The sequence below is a fragment of the Sphingobacterium corticibacter genome (genome assembly GCF_003076635.1).
GTDB classification, from domain to species: domain Bacteria; phylum Bacteroidota; class Bacteroidia; order Sphingobacteriales; family Sphingobacteriaceae; genus Sphingobacterium; species Sphingobacterium corticibacter.
Window position 1 is genome coordinate 343851 of the sequence record NZ_QDKG01000002.1, and the last position, 18155, is coordinate 362005.

The 18155-nt window shown below is 38.3% G+C and carries 16 protein-coding genes and 1 tRNA gene; 5 read left to right on the top strand and 12 right to left on the bottom strand.

Annotation, left to right across the window (positions count from 1 at the left end; translation table 11 throughout):
- Window positions 1-14: 14 nt before the first annotated feature.
- Window positions 15-719, bottom strand: coding sequence for a response regulator transcription factor (locus DC487_RS07475; RefSeq protein ID WP_165799043.1), 705 nt, complete (start codon window positions 717-719; stop codon window positions 15-17).
- A 1-nt stretch (window position 720) separates the two neighbouring features.
- On the bottom strand, window positions 721-2121 hold the full coding sequence (locus DC487_RS07480) for a sensor histidine kinase (RefSeq protein ID WP_116775336.1): 1401 nt from the start codon (window positions 2119-2121) through the stop codon (window positions 721-723).
- 131 nt (window positions 2122-2252) lie between these two features.
- Between DC487_RS07480 and DC487_RS07485 the strand changes: the two genes are divergently transcribed.
- Window positions 2253-3665: an alpha-L-fucosidase gene (locus DC487_RS07485; protein ID WP_207774337.1), complete on the top strand. Its 1413-nt coding sequence runs from the start codon at window positions 2253-2255 to the stop codon at window positions 3663-3665.
- A gap of 93 nt (window positions 3666-3758) precedes the next feature.
- Here DC487_RS07485 and DC487_RS07490 read toward each other — a convergent pair whose 3' ends face one another.
- From DC487_RS07490 to purD, 8 genes are all read right to left on the bottom strand, one after another.
- Entirely contained in the window at window positions 3759-4706 is a 948-nt protein-coding gene (locus DC487_RS07490) for an aldo/keto reductase (protein WP_116775338.1), read from the bottom strand.
- 129 nt (window positions 4707-4835) lie between these two features.
- The gene (locus DC487_RS07495; RefSeq protein WP_116775339.1) at window positions 4836-5327 is read right to left on the bottom strand and encodes a VOC family protein; all 492 of its coding nucleotides are present in this window, start codon (window positions 5325-5327) and stop codon (window positions 4836-4838) included.
- A 375-nt stretch (window positions 5328-5702) separates the two neighbouring features.
- Window positions 5703-6494: a hypothetical protein gene (locus DC487_RS07500; RefSeq protein ID WP_116775340.1), complete on the bottom strand. Its 792-nt coding sequence runs from the start codon at window positions 6492-6494 to the stop codon at window positions 5703-5705.
- Window positions 6495-6505: 11 nt separating this feature from the next.
- Entirely contained in the window at window positions 6506-6859 is a 354-nt protein-coding gene (locus tag DC487_RS07505) for a GntR family transcriptional regulator (protein WP_116775341.1), read from the bottom strand.
- 1 nt (window position 6860) lies between these two features.
- Entirely contained in the window at window positions 6861-7667 is an 807-nt protein-coding gene (locus DC487_RS07510; protein WP_116775342.1) for a hypothetical protein, read from the bottom strand.
- A gap of 1 nt (window position 7668) precedes the next feature.
- Window positions 7669-8511: an ABC transporter ATP-binding protein gene (locus DC487_RS07515; protein WP_116775343.1), complete on the bottom strand. Its 843-nt coding sequence runs from the start codon at window positions 8509-8511 to the stop codon at window positions 7669-7671.
- A gap of 306 nt (window positions 8512-8817) precedes the next feature.
- Window positions 8818-8892, bottom strand: a tRNA-Glu gene (locus tag DC487_RS07520).
- A gap of 97 nt (window positions 8893-8989) precedes the next feature.
- Window positions 8990-10267, bottom strand: coding sequence for a phosphoribosylamine--glycine ligase (purD, locus tag DC487_RS07525; protein ID WP_116775344.1), 1278 nt, complete (start codon window positions 10265-10267; stop codon window positions 8990-8992).
- Between the two features lie 320 nt (window positions 10268-10587).
- On the opposite strand from purD, the gene DC487_RS07530 reads away from it, so the two are divergent.
- The 4 genes from DC487_RS07530 (at window position 10588) to DC487_RS07555 (ending at window position 15735) form a co-directional block, all read left to right on the top strand.
- Window positions 10588-11130 (top strand): hypothetical protein, encoded by a 543-nt coding sequence (locus DC487_RS07530; protein ID WP_116775345.1) that lies wholly within the window; start codon window positions 10588-10590, stop codon window positions 11128-11130.
- Window positions 11131-11255: 125 nt separating this feature from the next.
- Window positions 11256-12587 (top strand): hypothetical protein, encoded by a 1332-nt coding sequence (locus tag DC487_RS07535; RefSeq protein WP_116775346.1) that lies wholly within the window; start codon window positions 11256-11258, stop codon window positions 12585-12587.
- Complete coding sequence (locus DC487_RS07540; protein ID WP_116775347.1) at window positions 12556-13473, top strand: hypothetical protein; 918 nt, start codon at window positions 12556-12558, stop codon at window positions 13471-13473. The genes DC487_RS07535 and DC487_RS07540 overlap by 32 nt, the downstream gene beginning before the upstream one ends.
- A gap of 945 nt (window positions 13474-14418) precedes the next feature.
- On the top strand, window positions 14419-15735 hold the full coding sequence (locus tag DC487_RS07555; RefSeq protein ID WP_116775349.1) for a hypothetical protein: 1317 nt from the start codon (window positions 14419-14421) through the stop codon (window positions 15733-15735).
- A 265-nt stretch (window positions 15736-16000) separates the two neighbouring features.
- On the opposite strand, the gene DC487_RS07560 is transcribed toward DC487_RS07555, so the two are convergent.
- Window positions 16001-16786: a DUF4435 domain-containing protein gene (locus DC487_RS07560; protein ID WP_116775350.1), complete on the bottom strand. Its 786-nt coding sequence runs from the start codon at window positions 16784-16786 to the stop codon at window positions 16001-16003.
- Window positions 16779-17951 carry an AAA family ATPase gene (locus tag DC487_RS07565; protein WP_116775351.1) on the bottom strand — a complete coding sequence of 391 codons (1173 nt, stop codon included), beginning with the start codon at window positions 17949-17951 and terminating at the stop codon, window positions 16779-16781. Before DC487_RS07565 ends, DC487_RS07560 begins: the two co-directional genes overlap by 8 nt.
- Window positions 17952-18155 lie beyond the last annotated feature (204 nt).

Genomic DNA, 18155 nt, shown 5'->3' on the forward strand with positions numbered 1-18155 from the left:
ATTTCCCTTCTGAACTATCCCGTAGCCGTTACCAAAATATATCCTGCTCCGTATATGCTATCGATCTTCACAGTAGGCTCGTCTTTGAGCAACTTCCGCAATCTAGAAATAAAAACTTCCAAACTCTTCCCATTAAAATAATCGGTATCGCCCCAAAACTTTAAAAGGATTTCTTTTTTGAGCACCAAGGTGTCTTTTCGTTCGGCCAAAAAACCTAATATTTCCGCCTCACGAACGGTCATATTTCTTTGCACACCATTTGCGGCCATTAGAGCCAGTCGGCTTTTATGAAACGACATGCATCCCAAAGAAATCACATCATTAGATGAATTGGTCGTCGGCTGTTGCGTAGTAAAGTTGAGGATATTTTTAATTTTAAGCATCAACTCATCCATCTCAAAAGGCTTTTCTATATAATCGAACGCACCCAAAGCCAATCCGCGAGTTCTATTTTCTTTACCTGCCAGCGCTGTCAAAAACAAAAGCGGCTGTGTCGGCAACAATTTTTTCACTTTATCAGCCAGTTGAAACCCATCTTCTTCGGGAAGTTGTACATCAATGATCATCAGATGAAATTCAGTAGATAGCAACTTGTCAAAAGCATCCTCTGCCGAGGTACTCCACACGACTGTAAGGCTTTGGTTTTGTAAATAGCGTGACAATACTGCACCTAGTGCTAGCTCGTCCTCCACCAATAAAATATCCATTTGCTCTTTCATCTTAATTTTTGGTAGGAATAATGATCTCCATGCTAGTGCCTTTTTTTGGAGCATCGGCAACGACAATTTCCCAATTCATTTTAGAAGCACAGAGGTAGCTATAATATAATCCAAGACCTAGGCCGGATCTAGATTGGGCCTTTTTTGAGCGATAGAATTTCTGGAAAATATAATTCAGATCATCTGCACTGATACCCTCACCATTATCTTGAATGCACAACCGCAACACGTCTGCATCCGTAACTTGCCAGAAGAGATGAACGTGCTTATTCTTTTCTTTGTTAAATTTATAGGCATTCTCGATCAGATTGTCGAGTATGCACAAGTACAATAAGGAATCTACCCAAACTGGATAAGCTTGGTCCGCTTTTTTGTACGTAATACTAATCTTATCCTCAAAGCGTAAAGCAATATCGCACAACAACACGGCCGTTAGCTCGTTGATGTCAGACAATAAGAAGTCTGGCTTCTGTTCTTCAAGCGTTATAGACATCAAAATCTGCTTCACGTAAAAGCGAAGTCTCATACCCTGTCGTTCAATGATGGCGCTTGTTTCCTTCACTTCTTTTTCATTCGCTCTTGCAAAAGGCATATCATAAAGGCTGCGAGCAGCGACGACAATCGTTGTAATTGGTGTATTGAATTCGTGTCGAATATGCTGTATAAAATCGTTTTTTAGCTGTGTTTCCTTTCGCTGATTCACCCAATTCTGAAAGGTGCGGTAATTGATCAAGATAGTAAGTAGAATACAGGCAACAGAAAAAAAGAGCACCAAAGACATATCTTGGAGCACTTGCGACACGCGATTAGGGCGATCGACAAAGAGACTGTACGTAAAGCGATATTCAGCTCCTTGATTGTTATTAATGGATAATTGCAGCGCTCTATTATTATTTGAAATTTTGCGCAATGTGCCCGCAATTCCTGCCTGCGGATCATCTGCTTTCACTTGGTAAATAGGTATCCAGCCTCGATCAGGATTTTTGATGATTTCCAGTCGGTCAAAGGTCAGCTTGTAGACAAAATCCCGATCCAGTTGTTGATCAATCAAAATCCGTTGAAAAAGTGTGTCGAAATTGTGATGCTGCCGAAGCTGCCCGAGAAATGCGTTCACTATGCTATCTCTGGTCGTGTCAAACAAGGCCTGATCTTCGATGGAAAGTAGAAAGGGCAATTGCTTTTCGAAATGTTCGGCAAAGAGCTTATTACCTCCTGGAAATAGTTTTTCATTTTTCACATATTGGCCGTAGGCCGATATCATACTTTCCTTCTGAAAAGCATGAAAGCGTTCATCCTTCAATTTATACGTATTGAACACCAAAAAAGTCACCATACAAGCCAAAGCCACCGAGCTAAGTACCAGCACCCACTGATAGACTTTTGGATTGTCTTTCACTTTCATACATTAAAACTAGAATAAATTCTGGGGTTCGACTCTATTATTAAGCTTTTGTTAGGCATTATTTAGGCTTTCATTAAGTAATATTGTTTCGGCCTTGGCCTAAGTTTGTAATTACATAAAACGAATTAATTATGAAGAGAATATCTTGTATAGCCGGGTTTTGGCTATTCCTACACCTATTTGCTATGCATCAGCTGCAGGCGCAGTCGTTGCCGCGAGAAGCGCAATTGCGCAAAAACCAATTGGATTTTGTGAATTTAGGGTTCGGTATGTTCATCCACTACGGTATGCCGACCTTTATGGATCAAGATTGGTCAGATCCCAATGCACCTTTATCCTTGTTTGATTCGCCAAAGCTTGATACAGACGGATGGGCTAAGGCTGCTAAATCGGCTAATATGACCTATGGCTGTTTGACGACTAAGCACCATAGCGGGTTTCCTATTTGGGACACCAAAACTACAGATTACAACGTGATGAATACACCGCTAGGCAAAGATGTCGTCAAAGAGTTCACTGATGCCTTCCGGCAAAATAATTTGAGTGTGATGCTCTATTATTCTATTCTTGATACGCATCAAGGCATTCGCCCTAATCAAATAACGTCGCAACACATAGACATGATAAAAGCGCAGATCACCGAGCTGCTCACGCAATATGGCCAGATTGATGCTTTGGTGATTGATGGTTGGGATGCGCCTTGGTCGCGGATTTCATACGATGAAATTCCATTTGATGATATTTATTTCTTGGTGAAATCACTGCAACCGAATTGTCTTGTTATGGATCTGAATTCGGCCAAATATCCTGGCGATTTATTGTTTTACACCGACATCAAATCCTACGAACAAGGCGCAGGGCAATTCATTTCCAAAGAACACAATAAGCTCCCTGCGATGGCCTGCTTGCCGCTTCAGCAAAATTGGTTTTGGAAACAGAGTTTTCCGACAACTCCTGTAAAAGAGGCGAAGAAATTGGTCGAAGAATTTATCATTCCTTACAATCAGGCATATTGTAACTTCATGCTCAATGTGGCGCCAAATGCCGATGGCACGATCGATCAGAACGCCTTAGAAGCGTTGGTAGAGATTGGCAAGCATTATACCAATAGCACCAATTACAAAGAGCTGCCAGCTTATGAATATCCAATTACGGCTAGCAATATCGCCAAAGATGTAGTAAGCAACAGTAGCTGGAGCGATGATATGAATATTATGGATTTCGCGAATGACGATAGCTTCAATAGTTCGTGGGTGTCCAATGCGGCAGATTCTGGCCAACCTTGGTATGAATTGACCTTTGATCGTTCTCAATCATTCAACACAATCGTCATTACCGAAGGTAAAAACCACCCTTCAAATTATGTGGTTACATTTCTAAAAGATGGCAAATGGCAACCGATTCAGTCTAAGCCGAGTGTACAAGGAAGGATCAATGTGTTTAGATTTGACGAAGTCATTGGTAACAAAATACGTTTGAACATCGAAAAAACGAAAGCACAAGCCGTATTGTCGGAAGTCGGAGTTTACCTAGAAAGAAGGTAAGTTTTTGATCGACAATACACAATAACTAAGGCAATCTAAAATAGATTGCCTTAGTTATATAACGTAAAATGCGAATTCGAAACGCGCTATTCCCTATTTGCTTGCCGTGTCCAACAAATCCAGATCGGCAGAATCTAATTGCAGTGAAGTGCTGGATAAAATCTCTTTCAGCTGTTCCTTTGAAGTAGCACTGGCAATCGGTCCGCCAATATGCGGTTGAGCAGATAACCAAGCCAAAGCCACGGTGGCTGGTACGGTTTGGTGCTTTTCTGCAACCTTATCTAAAGCATGTAGAACTTTTAACCCTTGCTCGTTCAGATAGTTAGCCGCACCTTGCCCGCGCGGACTTTTATTGAAGTCTTCCTCGGAGCGGTATTTACCGGTCAAGAAACCCGAAGCCAGAGCATAGTAAGGAAAAACGGTCAAGCCATGTTCGGCCACGATTGGTGCGTAGTCCGTCTCGTATCCTTTACGTTCTACTAAGTTGTACAATGGCTGCAAAGCTTGATATTTTGGAAGATTATTCTCTTCCGCGACTTTAAGCGATTCGCGCAGGCGATCTGGAGATATATTGGAGGCGGCGATATATCTGACTTTCCCGGCACGGATCAGCTCATCATAAGCTGCTAAAGTTTCTTCGATCGGAGTTTTCTCGTCGTCGTAATGCGTATAATAGAGATCTATGTAATCTGTTTGCAATCTGCGAAGTGATTTATCCACGCTTTCCAGAATATGCTTGCGACTGGTATTGATCTCGTTCACGCCAGTTGGCCCACCCACTTTGGTGGCAATGACAACTTTGTCGCGGTTGCCACGCCCTTTTAACCATTTCCCGATAATGGTTTCTGATTGCCCACCAACACCGCCATTCGCCCAATGCGAGTACATATCTGCAGTATCAATAAAGTCAAATCCTGATTCGGTATAGGCATCCAATAGCTCAAAAGACTGTTTCTCGTCTAGTGTCCATCCAAAAACATTACCGCCTAAATTAAAACGGGCTACCGCTATGTCTGTATTTCCAATTGTTACTTTTTCCATCTTTTATCTCTTATAAATGATTGATGTACTCAAGTTCAAGATTTATCACCGATATGCATGGGTTACTAAGCACATTTTTATGTCAAAAAATAAGCTCCAAGGACAAAGGTCCGTTCAAATGTGTTGGAATCAAGCATTAACTACGTCTCTTAAATCATTTAAATTGAGCGGTCTGGTATACATTTCTAGAGATCCATCTGCTTTTGTCGGCCAAAGTTCTTGAGGTTTATCCCAATACAATTCCACGCCATTGCCATCTGGATCATCTAAATATATAGCTTCAGAAACGCCATGATCGCTAGCTCCTGTCAAAGAATAGTTGGCTTCTTTCAAGCGATTCAAGATCATGGCCAAATCTTTCCTAGTCGGATACAAGATCGCGGTATGATACAGTCCAACACCATCAGGAGACGCGGGTGGAAAACCTTTGCTGTGCCATGTATTCAAACCAATATGATGATGGTAGCCGCCGGCTGAAATAAATGCGGCCTGATCGCCATACATCGTCGTGATTTCAAAACCTAATAATCCGTGATAAAAATCTAGTGCGCGCTTAAGATCGGATACTTTCAAATGCACGTGACCAATACACGTCTGCGCAGGTATTTTATACTTTTCCATATATCTTCTTTTATATTTAGTTCTTTAACAATAGGGTTGCCCCGTTTTCGCTAAATAAAAATACTAGAATAGGTGCTTGTCTTTGACAGCTTAATGCAATTTTCCGTGTCAATCCATAGTTCAAAGATTGCCTTAGCCTCGTGCCTCGGCTTCGGAAGGACGAAATCACAGTTCATCGCGCGGAGGCACGACAACGCGATCTATCATCCTGCAAAAGACTATCGAAAGAAAGATACTACAACAAAAAACACACTTCAAGCAGACTCGAAGTGTGTTAGAAGGAGGCAACGTTACCTCTTAAATTTTTTCTACCAACGTGCAGATTAGCTCCGAAATCTGGTACACATATTTCATAATCAAGATGATCATCTGATGCTAATTGGTAAGGTTGAGATGCACATTCTGACCAACAAATTCTTTACGAAAGTACTTTTGATCGCCAGATACATTTAGCAACCCAATTTGGTTGTTTTCGTCGTATCGTATGGATGAAACGTTACTTTTACCCACCAATTTCACAGTCATCGTATCTACTTTGAGGTTTTGTGAATAACGCAACAAACCGTCCTGAAGATTCGCATTTACCTGTTCCACAGAATAGTTATCTATAAAAGCTCTTGATTTTCCAGAAATTACAAAGCGAAGATTGGGAATCACCCGTTGAATCGTATCTTCTTCCCCTCGGTAGGGCGGCCCTAAAGTAAGATCACTTCCTCCAAGAATGTTTAATTGCATATCATTCATCAAGTCTTCGGCAATTGATGCGGATAGTTTAGACTGATTAACAGTTAAGTCGCGAATGGGGTTAGGAACATCTAAAATAAGGTAAAATCCATCTTTATTGAGTTGCTTCAAGTATAATGTATCATTCTTCACCTCCATCTTCAAATCTTTGGTCGAGACGTTCCACGCTTTTACCGTGTCCGACTGGCTCTTATTGACATGTAGAGATATCCGCTTATCTTGACCATCGACATGGATATAGTGAAAGCGTTCTAAGACCTTTTCCCCTTGGTCGCGATTAAAATGTTCTGCCCAAAATCTAGACATAAAATCGGCGGGCTTGTTTTCATGATTATATTTGATCAGGCCAACAAGTTGTGGGACACAAGCCACCAAAAGCAGTAGTGCTAAGGTGCTTGCGAATAAAATATGTGATGTTTTCATTTTTTCTTTCTTTATCGGTTTTGATAATAGGTATTCACTTCTTCGATGCTGATGTCCAACAGATCCATTGTTCGAAACACCAGCGTCAACTCTTCGTTAAGGAAGTGGTCTTTTCGTGTTTTCAAGATCAGCGCTTTGGCGGAGTTGCTCGCAAAAAAACCAATACCTCGTTTATTGTAGATTATTTCTTGCTGCTGCAAGTGATCGTAAGCCCGCATCACGGTATTCGGATTCACTTCGAGATCTGACGCCAAATCACGCACGGATGGAATTTTTTCCTCTGCTCGCCATTCTTCGAGCAGAATCCGATCCATCGCGTACTCCCCGATTTGGAGATAAATCGCCTTTTCGTTATTAAATTGCATATTAATAAATCTCCTTTTCTCTAAGTTTGAAATAGGTGGTAACGACCACACCAATCGCTACGATGCTAAATAATACCACCATCGCATTGAACGAAATCTCTGAGGTATCAAATCGATAATTGACATTCCGATACAACGCCTCGAACACTTTAAATGCCACGTAAAAGAATACAAGCAACATGAGCGCAAAAAGCGGAATACTGTACTTGCGGAAGAAGATGGTAGAAAGCTGATACAAACAGGCAAAACTCAATGACAGAATCGACACCACGGTGTAAATCTCTCGTTCTGAAGTGGCGAAGTACGTTCTATTTTCATAGGTGTAGTATAGGTCTCCTACACTTTCTCTATAGGCGATCACATCATCCAAATACATGGATTTCATGATGGATGTAAACATCAAATCCATAACAAAGAAGGAAAGTAGAATCCCAAAAATAATCACCAGATTTCCAACCCACAACGTGACCATGCGCTCGCCACGGCTTACCGGCGTCATGGTGCCGTACACCGTTTTGGTTAATAGCTTGAAATAAGGAATAGTACAAAGTATGATGTATAACGGTATCGTAAAAAGTATGAGCTCTTTGTTTTGCCGACCATTGTAATTGGCCAACATTTCGGCAAAAGAGTTGCTATCTGGATATGTCCGGAAAAAGAGTTGGTTGAATAGCGGTGTGCCATACCAAAACATCGCCAAGAGATACAATACCACTACCACCACCGGAATGCTAATAAGCTTACTTTTATTCAGTAAGCAATATTCGGTTAAGGTCGTCTTTAGTCTTTTTAAATTTATGTTTTTCATCTTACAGGTTAGCTTTAGTTGGTTTTACGCGGTTTACTAAACTAGGGTCGGCAGATAGTGCATTGAAGAAAAATTCGATATCGAATTGGCTCTCCTCATTACGGAGGTTATCGATCAAACTCAGTGTTCCGTGCATACTCTTTTCGGAATAGATTGCTCCCTCTGCATCGCTAGGATTATTTGATATGTAAAAACTATCTTGAAGTGCATTGATGCTTTGGTCTAAGATCAGTTTGCTATGGTTGAGTACGAGTAAATGATCGATTAGATGATGGATATCGCGGATTTGATGTGTTGATATGATTAAGATCCGCTCGTCGGTGACGTATTTCGCAATGATCTTACGGAATTGTGTTTTCGAGGGAATGTCGAGCCCGTTCGTCGGCTCATCCATCAAGATGATATTGGCGTTAGTCGCAAGCCCAAAAGCAATATTTACTTTTTTTACTTGGCCAAAGGAAAGGCTCTTAATATTTTTGCGAACATCAATCTGAAAGGTCTCTAATAATGAATCAAAATATTGCGCATCAAACTTAGGGTACAAAGCACCATAAACCTCCTGAAACTGACGAATCTTCCAATCTGGCAATTCGGCCTGATCGGTCACGAAGTATATGTCAGATAAAAATTCGACTTCACGTTGCTTAGGCTGTAATCGATCGATTTCAATAGTTCCTTTTCGGGGAAAGAGTAAACCGCCAATGTTTTTGAGTAACGTTGTTTTACCTACGCCATTTAACCCTAATAATCCATAGATATGCCCGGGCTGCAATTGTGTCGTGATATTTTCCAATATGGGAACACCCTTCCGGTAGTGATAACAAACATTTTTTAGGTTAATCATATTATCAGATTTAGTGTATTAGTATAATAGTACACTACAAATGTGTGTATCTTTTAAAAGAATACCAAATTATTTTTTATTTTCTCGGTGAATATTCGGTGAACCTCTAAGAAATTAAGACACTCACGTTGCTTTGAGGTCGTAATAGCGGCTATGACATTATACTACCCTGAGGTTCATTGCATCAAAAAACGGCTTAAATCTAGGTTCTGATATATTACGCGCCTCCAAATCGTATGGGAAAGTCTATAAACGACAAAAGCTCGCAATTTCTTGCAAGCTTTTGTATGATTTTAACCTCTCGGCTGGTAGCCCGTAGGGGAATCGAACCCCTGTTTCCAGAATGAAAATCTGGCGTCCTAACCCCTAGACGAACGGGCCATTCTTTTTTGGTGTTGCAAATATAAGGGCTTTATCGAATTTGCCAAAATAAAAACCACTTCAAAAAAGTAACTCACTAATAGTGAGAATATTTTATTTAAATAATATCGAAACCGATGTCTGTACGGAAGTATTTCCCTTCGTAAAAAATACGTCCCGCATCTGCTGTGGCCTGCTGCAGCGCAGTAAATAAGTCATCCTGCAATGTCGTTACCGCAATTACACGTCCACCAGCAGTCACGACCTCACCCGCCTCATTAACTGTAGTGCCTGCATGAAATACAATCGATTCTTTCACATTTTCGATATTGGAGATCACTTTGCCCGATTCGTAATCACCTGGATAACCACCAGAAACCATCATCACGGTAACAGCCGTTTTAGGACTTACCGAGAATGAGCGTTCAGAAAGATTGCCTTCGGCTACGCCAGAAAATAAGTCTACTAAATCTGCTTCGATGCGTGGCAATACCGATTCTGTTTCCGGATCACCTAAGCGCACATTGTACTCGATCACATAAGGATCGCCTGCCATATTCATCAAGCCGATGAAAATAAAACCTTTATACGGGATGCCGTCTTTTTTCAAGCCGTCGATTGTTGGTTTGATCACACGTTCTTCTACTTTACTAAGGAACGCTTCGTCTGCAAAGGGAACTGGAGAAATAGACCCCATACCTCCGGTATTTAGTCCTGTATCGCCTTCGCCGATGCGTTTATAATCTTTCGCTGATGGCAAAACTTTGTAAGATTCTCCGTCTGTCAAGACGAAAACCGAAAGTTCAATTCCTGTCAAAAACTCTTCGATCACGACTGTACTACTGGCTTCGCCAAATTTAGCGTCTGCCAACATAGCCGTTAATTCAGCTTTGGCATCCTCCAATGTTTCGCAAATTAATACGCCTTTCCCTGCTGCCAAGCCATCTGCTTTCAATACGATTGGCAATGATTGGTATTCTAAATAGGTCAGTCCATCAGCTAAGGTGCTCTTGTCAAAAGAGCGTGATGCCGCCGTTGGAATATGATGGCGCGCCATAAATTGCTTAGAGAAATCTTTCGATCCTTCTAATTGCGCTCCCTGTTGCTGCGGCCCAATAACTGGGATATGCTTTAAATCTTCTCTTCCCAAGAAGTAATCATGAATACCTTTTACCAAAGGCTCTTCGGGTCCGACAATGACCATGTTAATTCCATTCTCCAAAGCGAATGCCGCGATGCCATCAAAGTCGGTGACTTTCAATGGTACATTTTGACCATATTCTGTCGTTCCAGCATTTCCAGGAGCGATAAATAACTGACTTAACTTCGGACTTTGGGAGATCTTATAGGCAAGGGCAGATTCTCTTCCGCCAGATCCAATGATTAAAATATTCATCTAGCAAAGATAGTGAACTGATAGATAGTATCTAAATCCTTTCAGATAATAGTTTAAATGGGGTTTCGTTTCTTCTTGATAACTCTTGTTTTCCCATTTTTGCAGATTATTTCTAGTAGATTTCTAGTAAATCGAAATTTACCAGAAAATTATGATCTCCCACCCTTAAATAACCAATCGTTTACTCATCTTATTCAGCTAAAAACTGTCCCTACAAAAAAAATTATTGAAGAAAAAAAATATATTTTAATGTTAATAATTGTACCGACATCAATATTGAAACTATAAAAGCCTTTCTGATAAAACCTAATAGAACAGAGATGGCATCCTACAAAGATGGTGTGTATTATGAAAACGAAGTTCGATCGATCGTTTTCTATGACAAAAAGAAAGAGCGTAAAAGAAAAGAAGATAAACCTGCATCCTTAGTAAATAGGGAACTCATAAGAGCCGAGTATCGACTTACAGAAAGAGATTCGATTGACCGCTTTTTCAGTAGCAACAACTTTAAAATATCAACACTCCTAAATGACTATTATGATGTTATTGAAAAGGTTCGTAATGTTTTTACATCACTGCAGTGGATTAGCTCAAAAATCATCGATCCAAGATCGCTTTTAGAAGATCAAAATGTGAAGATGCAACTTATGGCGGTAGGGTTGGAATGTTCTGGTGGAAGATTGGAGGTAGAACAACTATTAGAGATAGCAAAGCAGGAGAATCCTAATTTATACAAGAACAAGATCATCAACCTTCGAAAATTCTTAATATCATTAGAGGGAATGACATTTCCTCCGACGATAAACACAGAGATTGAGCAATTTCAAAAAGAGTTGGAAATGAGCTTTAAGAACGTGGCATAAGGTAAATAGAGATCGACCATTTCAAACACAACATAAACTCCCGTACATAAAATTATTGTTTAAATATATTATGAATATTTTATATAAATTTCTATATTGAAGGAATATATCTAAATATACCTATTATGAATTTTGTCAAAAATCTATCTATTCAAATATCTGTGATTATTTTTATCGTTTTTGTTTCTTCCTGCACCAAGGAATCTACTGTAGAATCTGAGATAATCCCTGTAGAAGATAGTCTTATTTCGATCGCGAAGACTTGGTTTCAACATGGAGCGCGTGGCGCAACAGTAAATTCCACTATTGATTTTCGTAATTTACAGCCTAATTGGACGAATTATCGGATTAGTCATAATGCTGCTGGTCAACCTTGGATTTCTGTGCGTTTGAAAAACAATTCAGGAAATGTAGCCTACTTAACAGAAATGTCAATAGTAGTTGGTAAAGATGGTGTACCCTATGGTATAATTAAGGAGTTTGCTAGAAATCCTTACAAAAGAGATTCTCCACTAACAATTTATACAATTGATGGCAAGGTTTATCTCGAGGGAATGTATATACGCGATAAACGAGTCCTGAGGGTTAATAGTAGTAGTCAGATCGGATATAGATTGAGTGCCTCCTTAATAGACGGTACTGAAAATCGGGCGGTTCTTAAAAGAGCAAATGATCCAATTCGAGATATAGATGAAGTAGTTATTATGCCTCCAGAACAAGGTGAAGGTGATGCTGATGGCGATGGCGATGGCGATGATTATAATTGGAATCCTGGCGGTGGCGGTGTCGGTGGCAACGGGGGTAATGTGCCGGCAGCACCTCCTGAGGGAGATCCTGAGGATGACGCGGAGGGTGGTGCGGGGGGTGGTGAGGGAGAAGTGGAGATACTTGATTCTTTACAGGGATACCCTTGTGCACAAAATATTTTAAATCAATTACCAAACCTAAAGAATCAAATATCGCAATGGCTAGTTAACGAATTTGGCGGACAAGAAAATGATTTGGTGTTTAGGGCAGTCACAACACTGCCGGATAATTTAGATGGGTATTGGAACACAAATAATCAGATAGGCACGATGCAAACTATTACTTTAAATGGAAATATGTTGAATACTGCTTCGAAAGAATATATATTGGTTACTATGTATCATGAAGCATTGCACGCATATATTTATCTTGAAAAGACTAGGCTCAGTCCAGAATTATTTTTCGCTAAATATAGTGAATGGTCTGAAATTAATTTGCAAGGTGTACCAAAGTACGTAACTACACATTCGCAGTTTAAGAACCTTATGACACATCTAGTATCTGCAATTAAAGAATATAACCCAAATATTTCTGATTACGATGCGGAAGTGTTAGCAAAAACCGGGGTTGTGACTAGCATGAGTAATCTCGACATTAATTTAAACAAATCTTATAAAGATGGAAATTCTGGAACGAAATGCCCTAATTAAAAGTGCTATTATCTTCATTTGTTTTCTAGTTCCTATTTGTTTCTGCGAAGCGCAAGTAAAGTATTTTGTACTGGACGAAGAGCATTCATCGTATAATATTAAGAGTTATACTCTCGATACCAAAGATCTTTATGCTTTAGATTCCCACGTAGAAATCCTTAATATATTTCCAATATATAATACTGACGCGAGGAATGATAGAGAAATAATATTGTTCAGTGCATTGCCAGACGTCTCAACTATGAAGTTATGGGAAAAAATTGACTTATCTGAAATAGATGTTGATACAATTAGCTTTAAAGATTTATTGGCAATAAAACAATTATCGTTGTACGAGCTATATTCTGGCACTTACAACGAGCACAACAAATTCTTCAACAAATACAAGCTTGTTGTAAAACGAAATGGAGAGTATTACGTGGCTTACAATACATTGTTACAGTTTTATGCATTACGGGATAAGCCTGACATGTTCAACTCAGCATGGGGAACAATAAATAAGGATCAAACTCCAGTTACAGTGAAGTCGGTTGCAGAGTATTATAAGAGTATCAAATGCGATTTTCCGTTACTAAGTTATTCCGATGGCTATTCTACTTTTGATCGGCTAAGAGATCGAAAAGAGTTTCTTTCCAAAAAATTCAAAATTGGAAGCTTAAATGCTTATCAATTTTGGTCTTTAACAGATTGGCATATGCCATCTCACGCTTATGAGGTTGACAGAGGTATTGACAGGTTTATCTATATCCCCGAAAAAGGCATTGTAGGTGGATCATTTGACTTCTATTTCTATCATCATAGAAAAAGTATAAACTTGAACATGAGAAAATTTAAGGAGAATATCTACTCTGAAAGGGTGATGATCGCAAATGGCTTAACGGATTGATCAGCTTGAGTATCGAAGATTTTGTATAAGCAAAAATTGCTCTATAATAAGCTAAACCATTTAAATATCGAATATTGTTATCATTTAGACTTATCCCAATAACCACTATGCTAGAAACGCTATTATTTTAATGGGTCAAAAGGCAGTTAATCCCTTAGATATTAATATGATCTAAGGGATCACTATTTTAATATCAAACAGGCTGGTGTTTTTACCGATTTTCGGCAATAGATTTTAGATCAAATCCAAAGTAAGTTGTAAGGAATTGTAATTTATAAATACGAATTGACACCTTAGACTATCAAGGCACTCTAGTATCATGAACCAAATAGATGATCACCTATTATCTATTAAACTGCTAACGAGCACAAATAAATTCACAAAATCTCATTCGGAAGGAAGTCCTTTGGTGAACATCCAAATATTTTAGCCAGCTCATTAATGTGGTTGAGATTACACTTCACGGTCTCATCCAGTATCCTACTCGGTAAAATCTAGGTTGACCTAGAACAGCACATCGAACGCTAGAAACAGACGACACAATAGACACCTTGAAGCGTACCAAGACATCATTAGCAATAACTAATGTGTGGTTTTACATACAGTGTGTCGGAATAGGTTTCTTCCTGTTAATAGCAGACTTTAAGATGATTGGGAATGACATACAGAAACTATTCATAGTGATCTTTCTATTAGGGGTGATGGGTATTGTGATATTTACTGTCAAGATTCGTAATATTGAAGCGAGAATCAGCGACCAAGAGGATACCAAAATGCTTCTGCTTGATAGAATCAACAGCCTGAAAAAGCAACTAATCGTTCTTGACTAGCCGTTGCTGAGATAACTCTTTTCGGTGTACCACCGATACTAACTTAACCTTATTAACAGATCCGACAATTTGAATTGGAAAATACCTCTTCAATAGTTCAGTTTACCAAATTATTATGAGAACCATTTATTTTCTATTACTATCTCTACTGCTATCAGGATGCACATTTACACCAAGCGGAACAAACAACCGCGATGACAAACAGTCTGGAATATATAAAAGAGGTGAACTCACACAATCTAAACAGATTCTCCACGACTACCTGTCAAAACTCGCCTTTGACCAATCAATGAAAAAATTGGTACTGTTAAAGGTTACTGCCCTAGATGATATTGACAAAACAAGTACCGTCCGGCAAGAAGCCGAATTTGAAGCTATGATGTATGTTGCTCAAGATTGCAATTGGCTTGTTGGTCTTGAACAGGCACAAGACTCAGGGCATCCATTTTTTGTTATGGAATATGAAAATAGAGATTCTCAATTTGGAGGGATAGATGCTCAAGGTAACATCATACGTAAAGCCAGCAAGTACAATTTCAAAAAAGGTATGGTCATACTAATACAAGGATATGCTTCATTCAAAAACAGAGGAGATGGAATAGCGGTAGAAAGTATTCGGTTGAGTCGCGAATTTGCTTCGAAAGAAGATCATGGTTTGGATATTGAGATGGATGATCCTATGGAGGAGCAAGATGTAAATACTGCCAAATCTCAAACAATGACAGATCCATCTAATACCTTAGACGAAAAAGAATACATTACTCAAACCTCTAAATCATATTTTTACAACAGCCCTGATGTATCTACCAAGAGGAAGGCCTATCTTGAAAAAGGAGATGTAATACATCCTCTTAAAGAACAAGGTCGCTTTTACTATATCGAATTCACCAGCCCACAAAGTCACAAAACTAGTAGAGGTTGGGTACTGAAGTCTGATTTTATTATTGACAATGCTGTTAACGATGACAAATTAGCATCTGATTATAATAAAGTTCTCAATCTCAAACGGGACGGCTCTTACCAATTCAACCACCCTTTCTTTACTAAAATGTCTAATCAAGAAAAGGCGATCATAGCACTTGTAGCAATGAAAGGAGGAACAGACTGCGAGTATACCAACGATGATTGTACGAATTGCCAATTAACAGATTATTTGCAGATAGGATGTCAATGCTCGGAAGGTCATAAAAGCTACGTCAGAAAATGGTTTAATAGCAATAAAGATCTGGAAGAAGATATTGACAATTGCTATAAAACTCCCAGTGGGGCAACCTTTCAAAGAAACATTCAAGGCATCAAGATGAAACGTGTCGAAAACACATACCTTGTTGAAGTCGAGTTTTTGGAATTAAACATTAGGCATGATGTAAGTGAAGTAATGACTAATACTTATAAGTTTGCTGTAGTGGGCGGTAGAATCACTCTCCTGTAGTAATCTGCCCACAGAAAAATATCAATACTGATTAAAGCGGATCGAATTTTAAATCTTCGATCCGCTTTAATTTTATTCGAAATTGGGGTAAAATAGCCTTCAAAACCACGGATTATTAGAGTTTTGTAGTAGATCTCTACATAGGATATGTAACTTACTGGAACTCATATAAGGCTTACCTTATATAAGAAAAGCTAACCTCAGAATTTAAGAATATATACGGAGATCAATTTAACGTTTAGAATCAAGATTAGGGCGTATTATATTAATTAAAAAAATCCAAAATTTTGTTTTTTCGACATACTAAAATACTCTCGTCTAGGTTGTCCGAAAGAACCATGTTCACAACTATATCGAAAAGCTGTAACCTTGTATAAGTAATAGATTTCTTACGTCTTTCCTGAAATATCTTCTCGAAGATTTGAAATATAAATTTACCACGCAGTTTTCTTTCAAAATCATTTCTTAGTGTGATACTTAAACCTTCTTCTGCATCCTTGTAATTACGGCTTTCAAGAAATTCATCCTCGAATTTAGTTGAATACCTCTTCATTACATTTGTACTTAATATAGTAACATCTGATACCCTTAAGTCTTTTGTGCCATTTTTATAAGCTAATGAGATTTCATGGGCATACCACTTGCAAATGCTATCTACTAAACCCTCAAGTTTTATGTTTTCGTTGTTTCTTAATAAAGACTGTAATATATGCTTCCCGTCCGAATAAATATCATTTTCAATCGAATATCCATTTGTACAAATTAAACTGTCAGATTGATATTTTTCAGGCACTCCGTCTATGACCCATAAGTCACTATCACATAGAAATAATACATTTGAATTACTTAACTCATCTTTTCGATCAAATAATGCTAGCAAGTTTGCCCTTCCATTGCACTCTAAAAAACTAATATTCGAATCAGCAATATTGTCACCAATTATTTGATAAATTTCAGAATCATCTATTCCCTCAATTAATACAGTATTAAGGCTTGATCTCTTTAGTGTTTCCAAAAGAATTTCTGCATTCAGCGGATTTTCTCTAGCCATTGTTATCTCCTTTATCAGATCCTATAATAATTTCTTTATTAGTATACTTCGTATATATAAATGGAGAGTGAGTTGCTATAATGAATTGGTTATTTCGCTTCTGCTTTAATAATGTTGGGAACAATATTCTTTGCCAGTCAGTATGTAGACTCAATTCTGGTTCATCTATAAAAAACACGCAGTTGTCGTAAAAGAAATTATAGCAAAGAAAACCCAACATTTGCTTTTCTCCAGCAGATAATTTATCAGACATAATCGCTTCTCTTGTATTACCAATATCCAACGATGATTGTTCAGTTTTACTAAGATTTTCTCCAAGTTTGAGGTTATTTGATATCTCAATTGATGTATCCTTAAAAATGTTTCGAATCAAATCAGAAAGGATTGTGAAAGGCATTAAAGCATCCTCCTTTTGCTTATCATTTTTCTTAACCAGCTTCCTTATGTCCTCAAGTGCAGTTTTCTCTTTATCTTGACTATTCGCTACAATCGCAAGTATTTGAGATGACTGATTTGCTTCCATTTTTCTGATAATTTCTGAAATGTCGGCATATTTACTGTTAAGAAGATATATAACATCTTCAGTCGATATTGATGCAATAAATTTGTGGTTATTCCCATTTGTCAGAGTTTCAGAAATTTGCTCCAAAGAATCCCTAAGTGATGGACGTCTATATTTTCGATTGTTTATAGTATTTATGGAAAACCCTCCCTCAATTCTTCGAAAAGTTGGAAAAAATAATGAACTCTCGGATATTGGAAATGTTGGGAGGTCTGAATAATTTTCAAACGAAAGACTATCTTCAATTATAATTTTCTCAACCCCGCCATCGTTTATCATTGTATCAATTAACACTAATTCATACTGAATGATTTTTTTTCCTTTACTTTTTTCGTCTCCCTTTACTATGATTTCAAAAGAAGTTCCATTTGACATCTTTAGCAATGCATATTCCAAGTATAATTCTTCAAAAAGTTTGTCAGAGTTGCCACTAATCATATACCATAACGCCTTCATGATAGTAGTTTTTCCACAACCATTCTTTCCCGTCATGATATTTAAATCATCTTGAAAATTGAATACACCTGAAATTTTCCTGTTTAATTTTTTTACTTCAAAACTAGTAATCATTTGAGCCCCTTGAGTTAATAATGCTACAAACATACATTATTCCTAACTAATTAGAAATACGGTTTCCCCTATCTGGGTAAATAGAATGGAGAATCCATGTTCAACTAAACAATTATAAAAACTAGAGATATTCTCCAAAATCCAAAAACTGTCTGATACTACACTTTAGAGGTATGATATCGTAACTTAAAATACGGCCGGGGCTAAAAAAGCATCAAAAACACGCGAATGTCAATA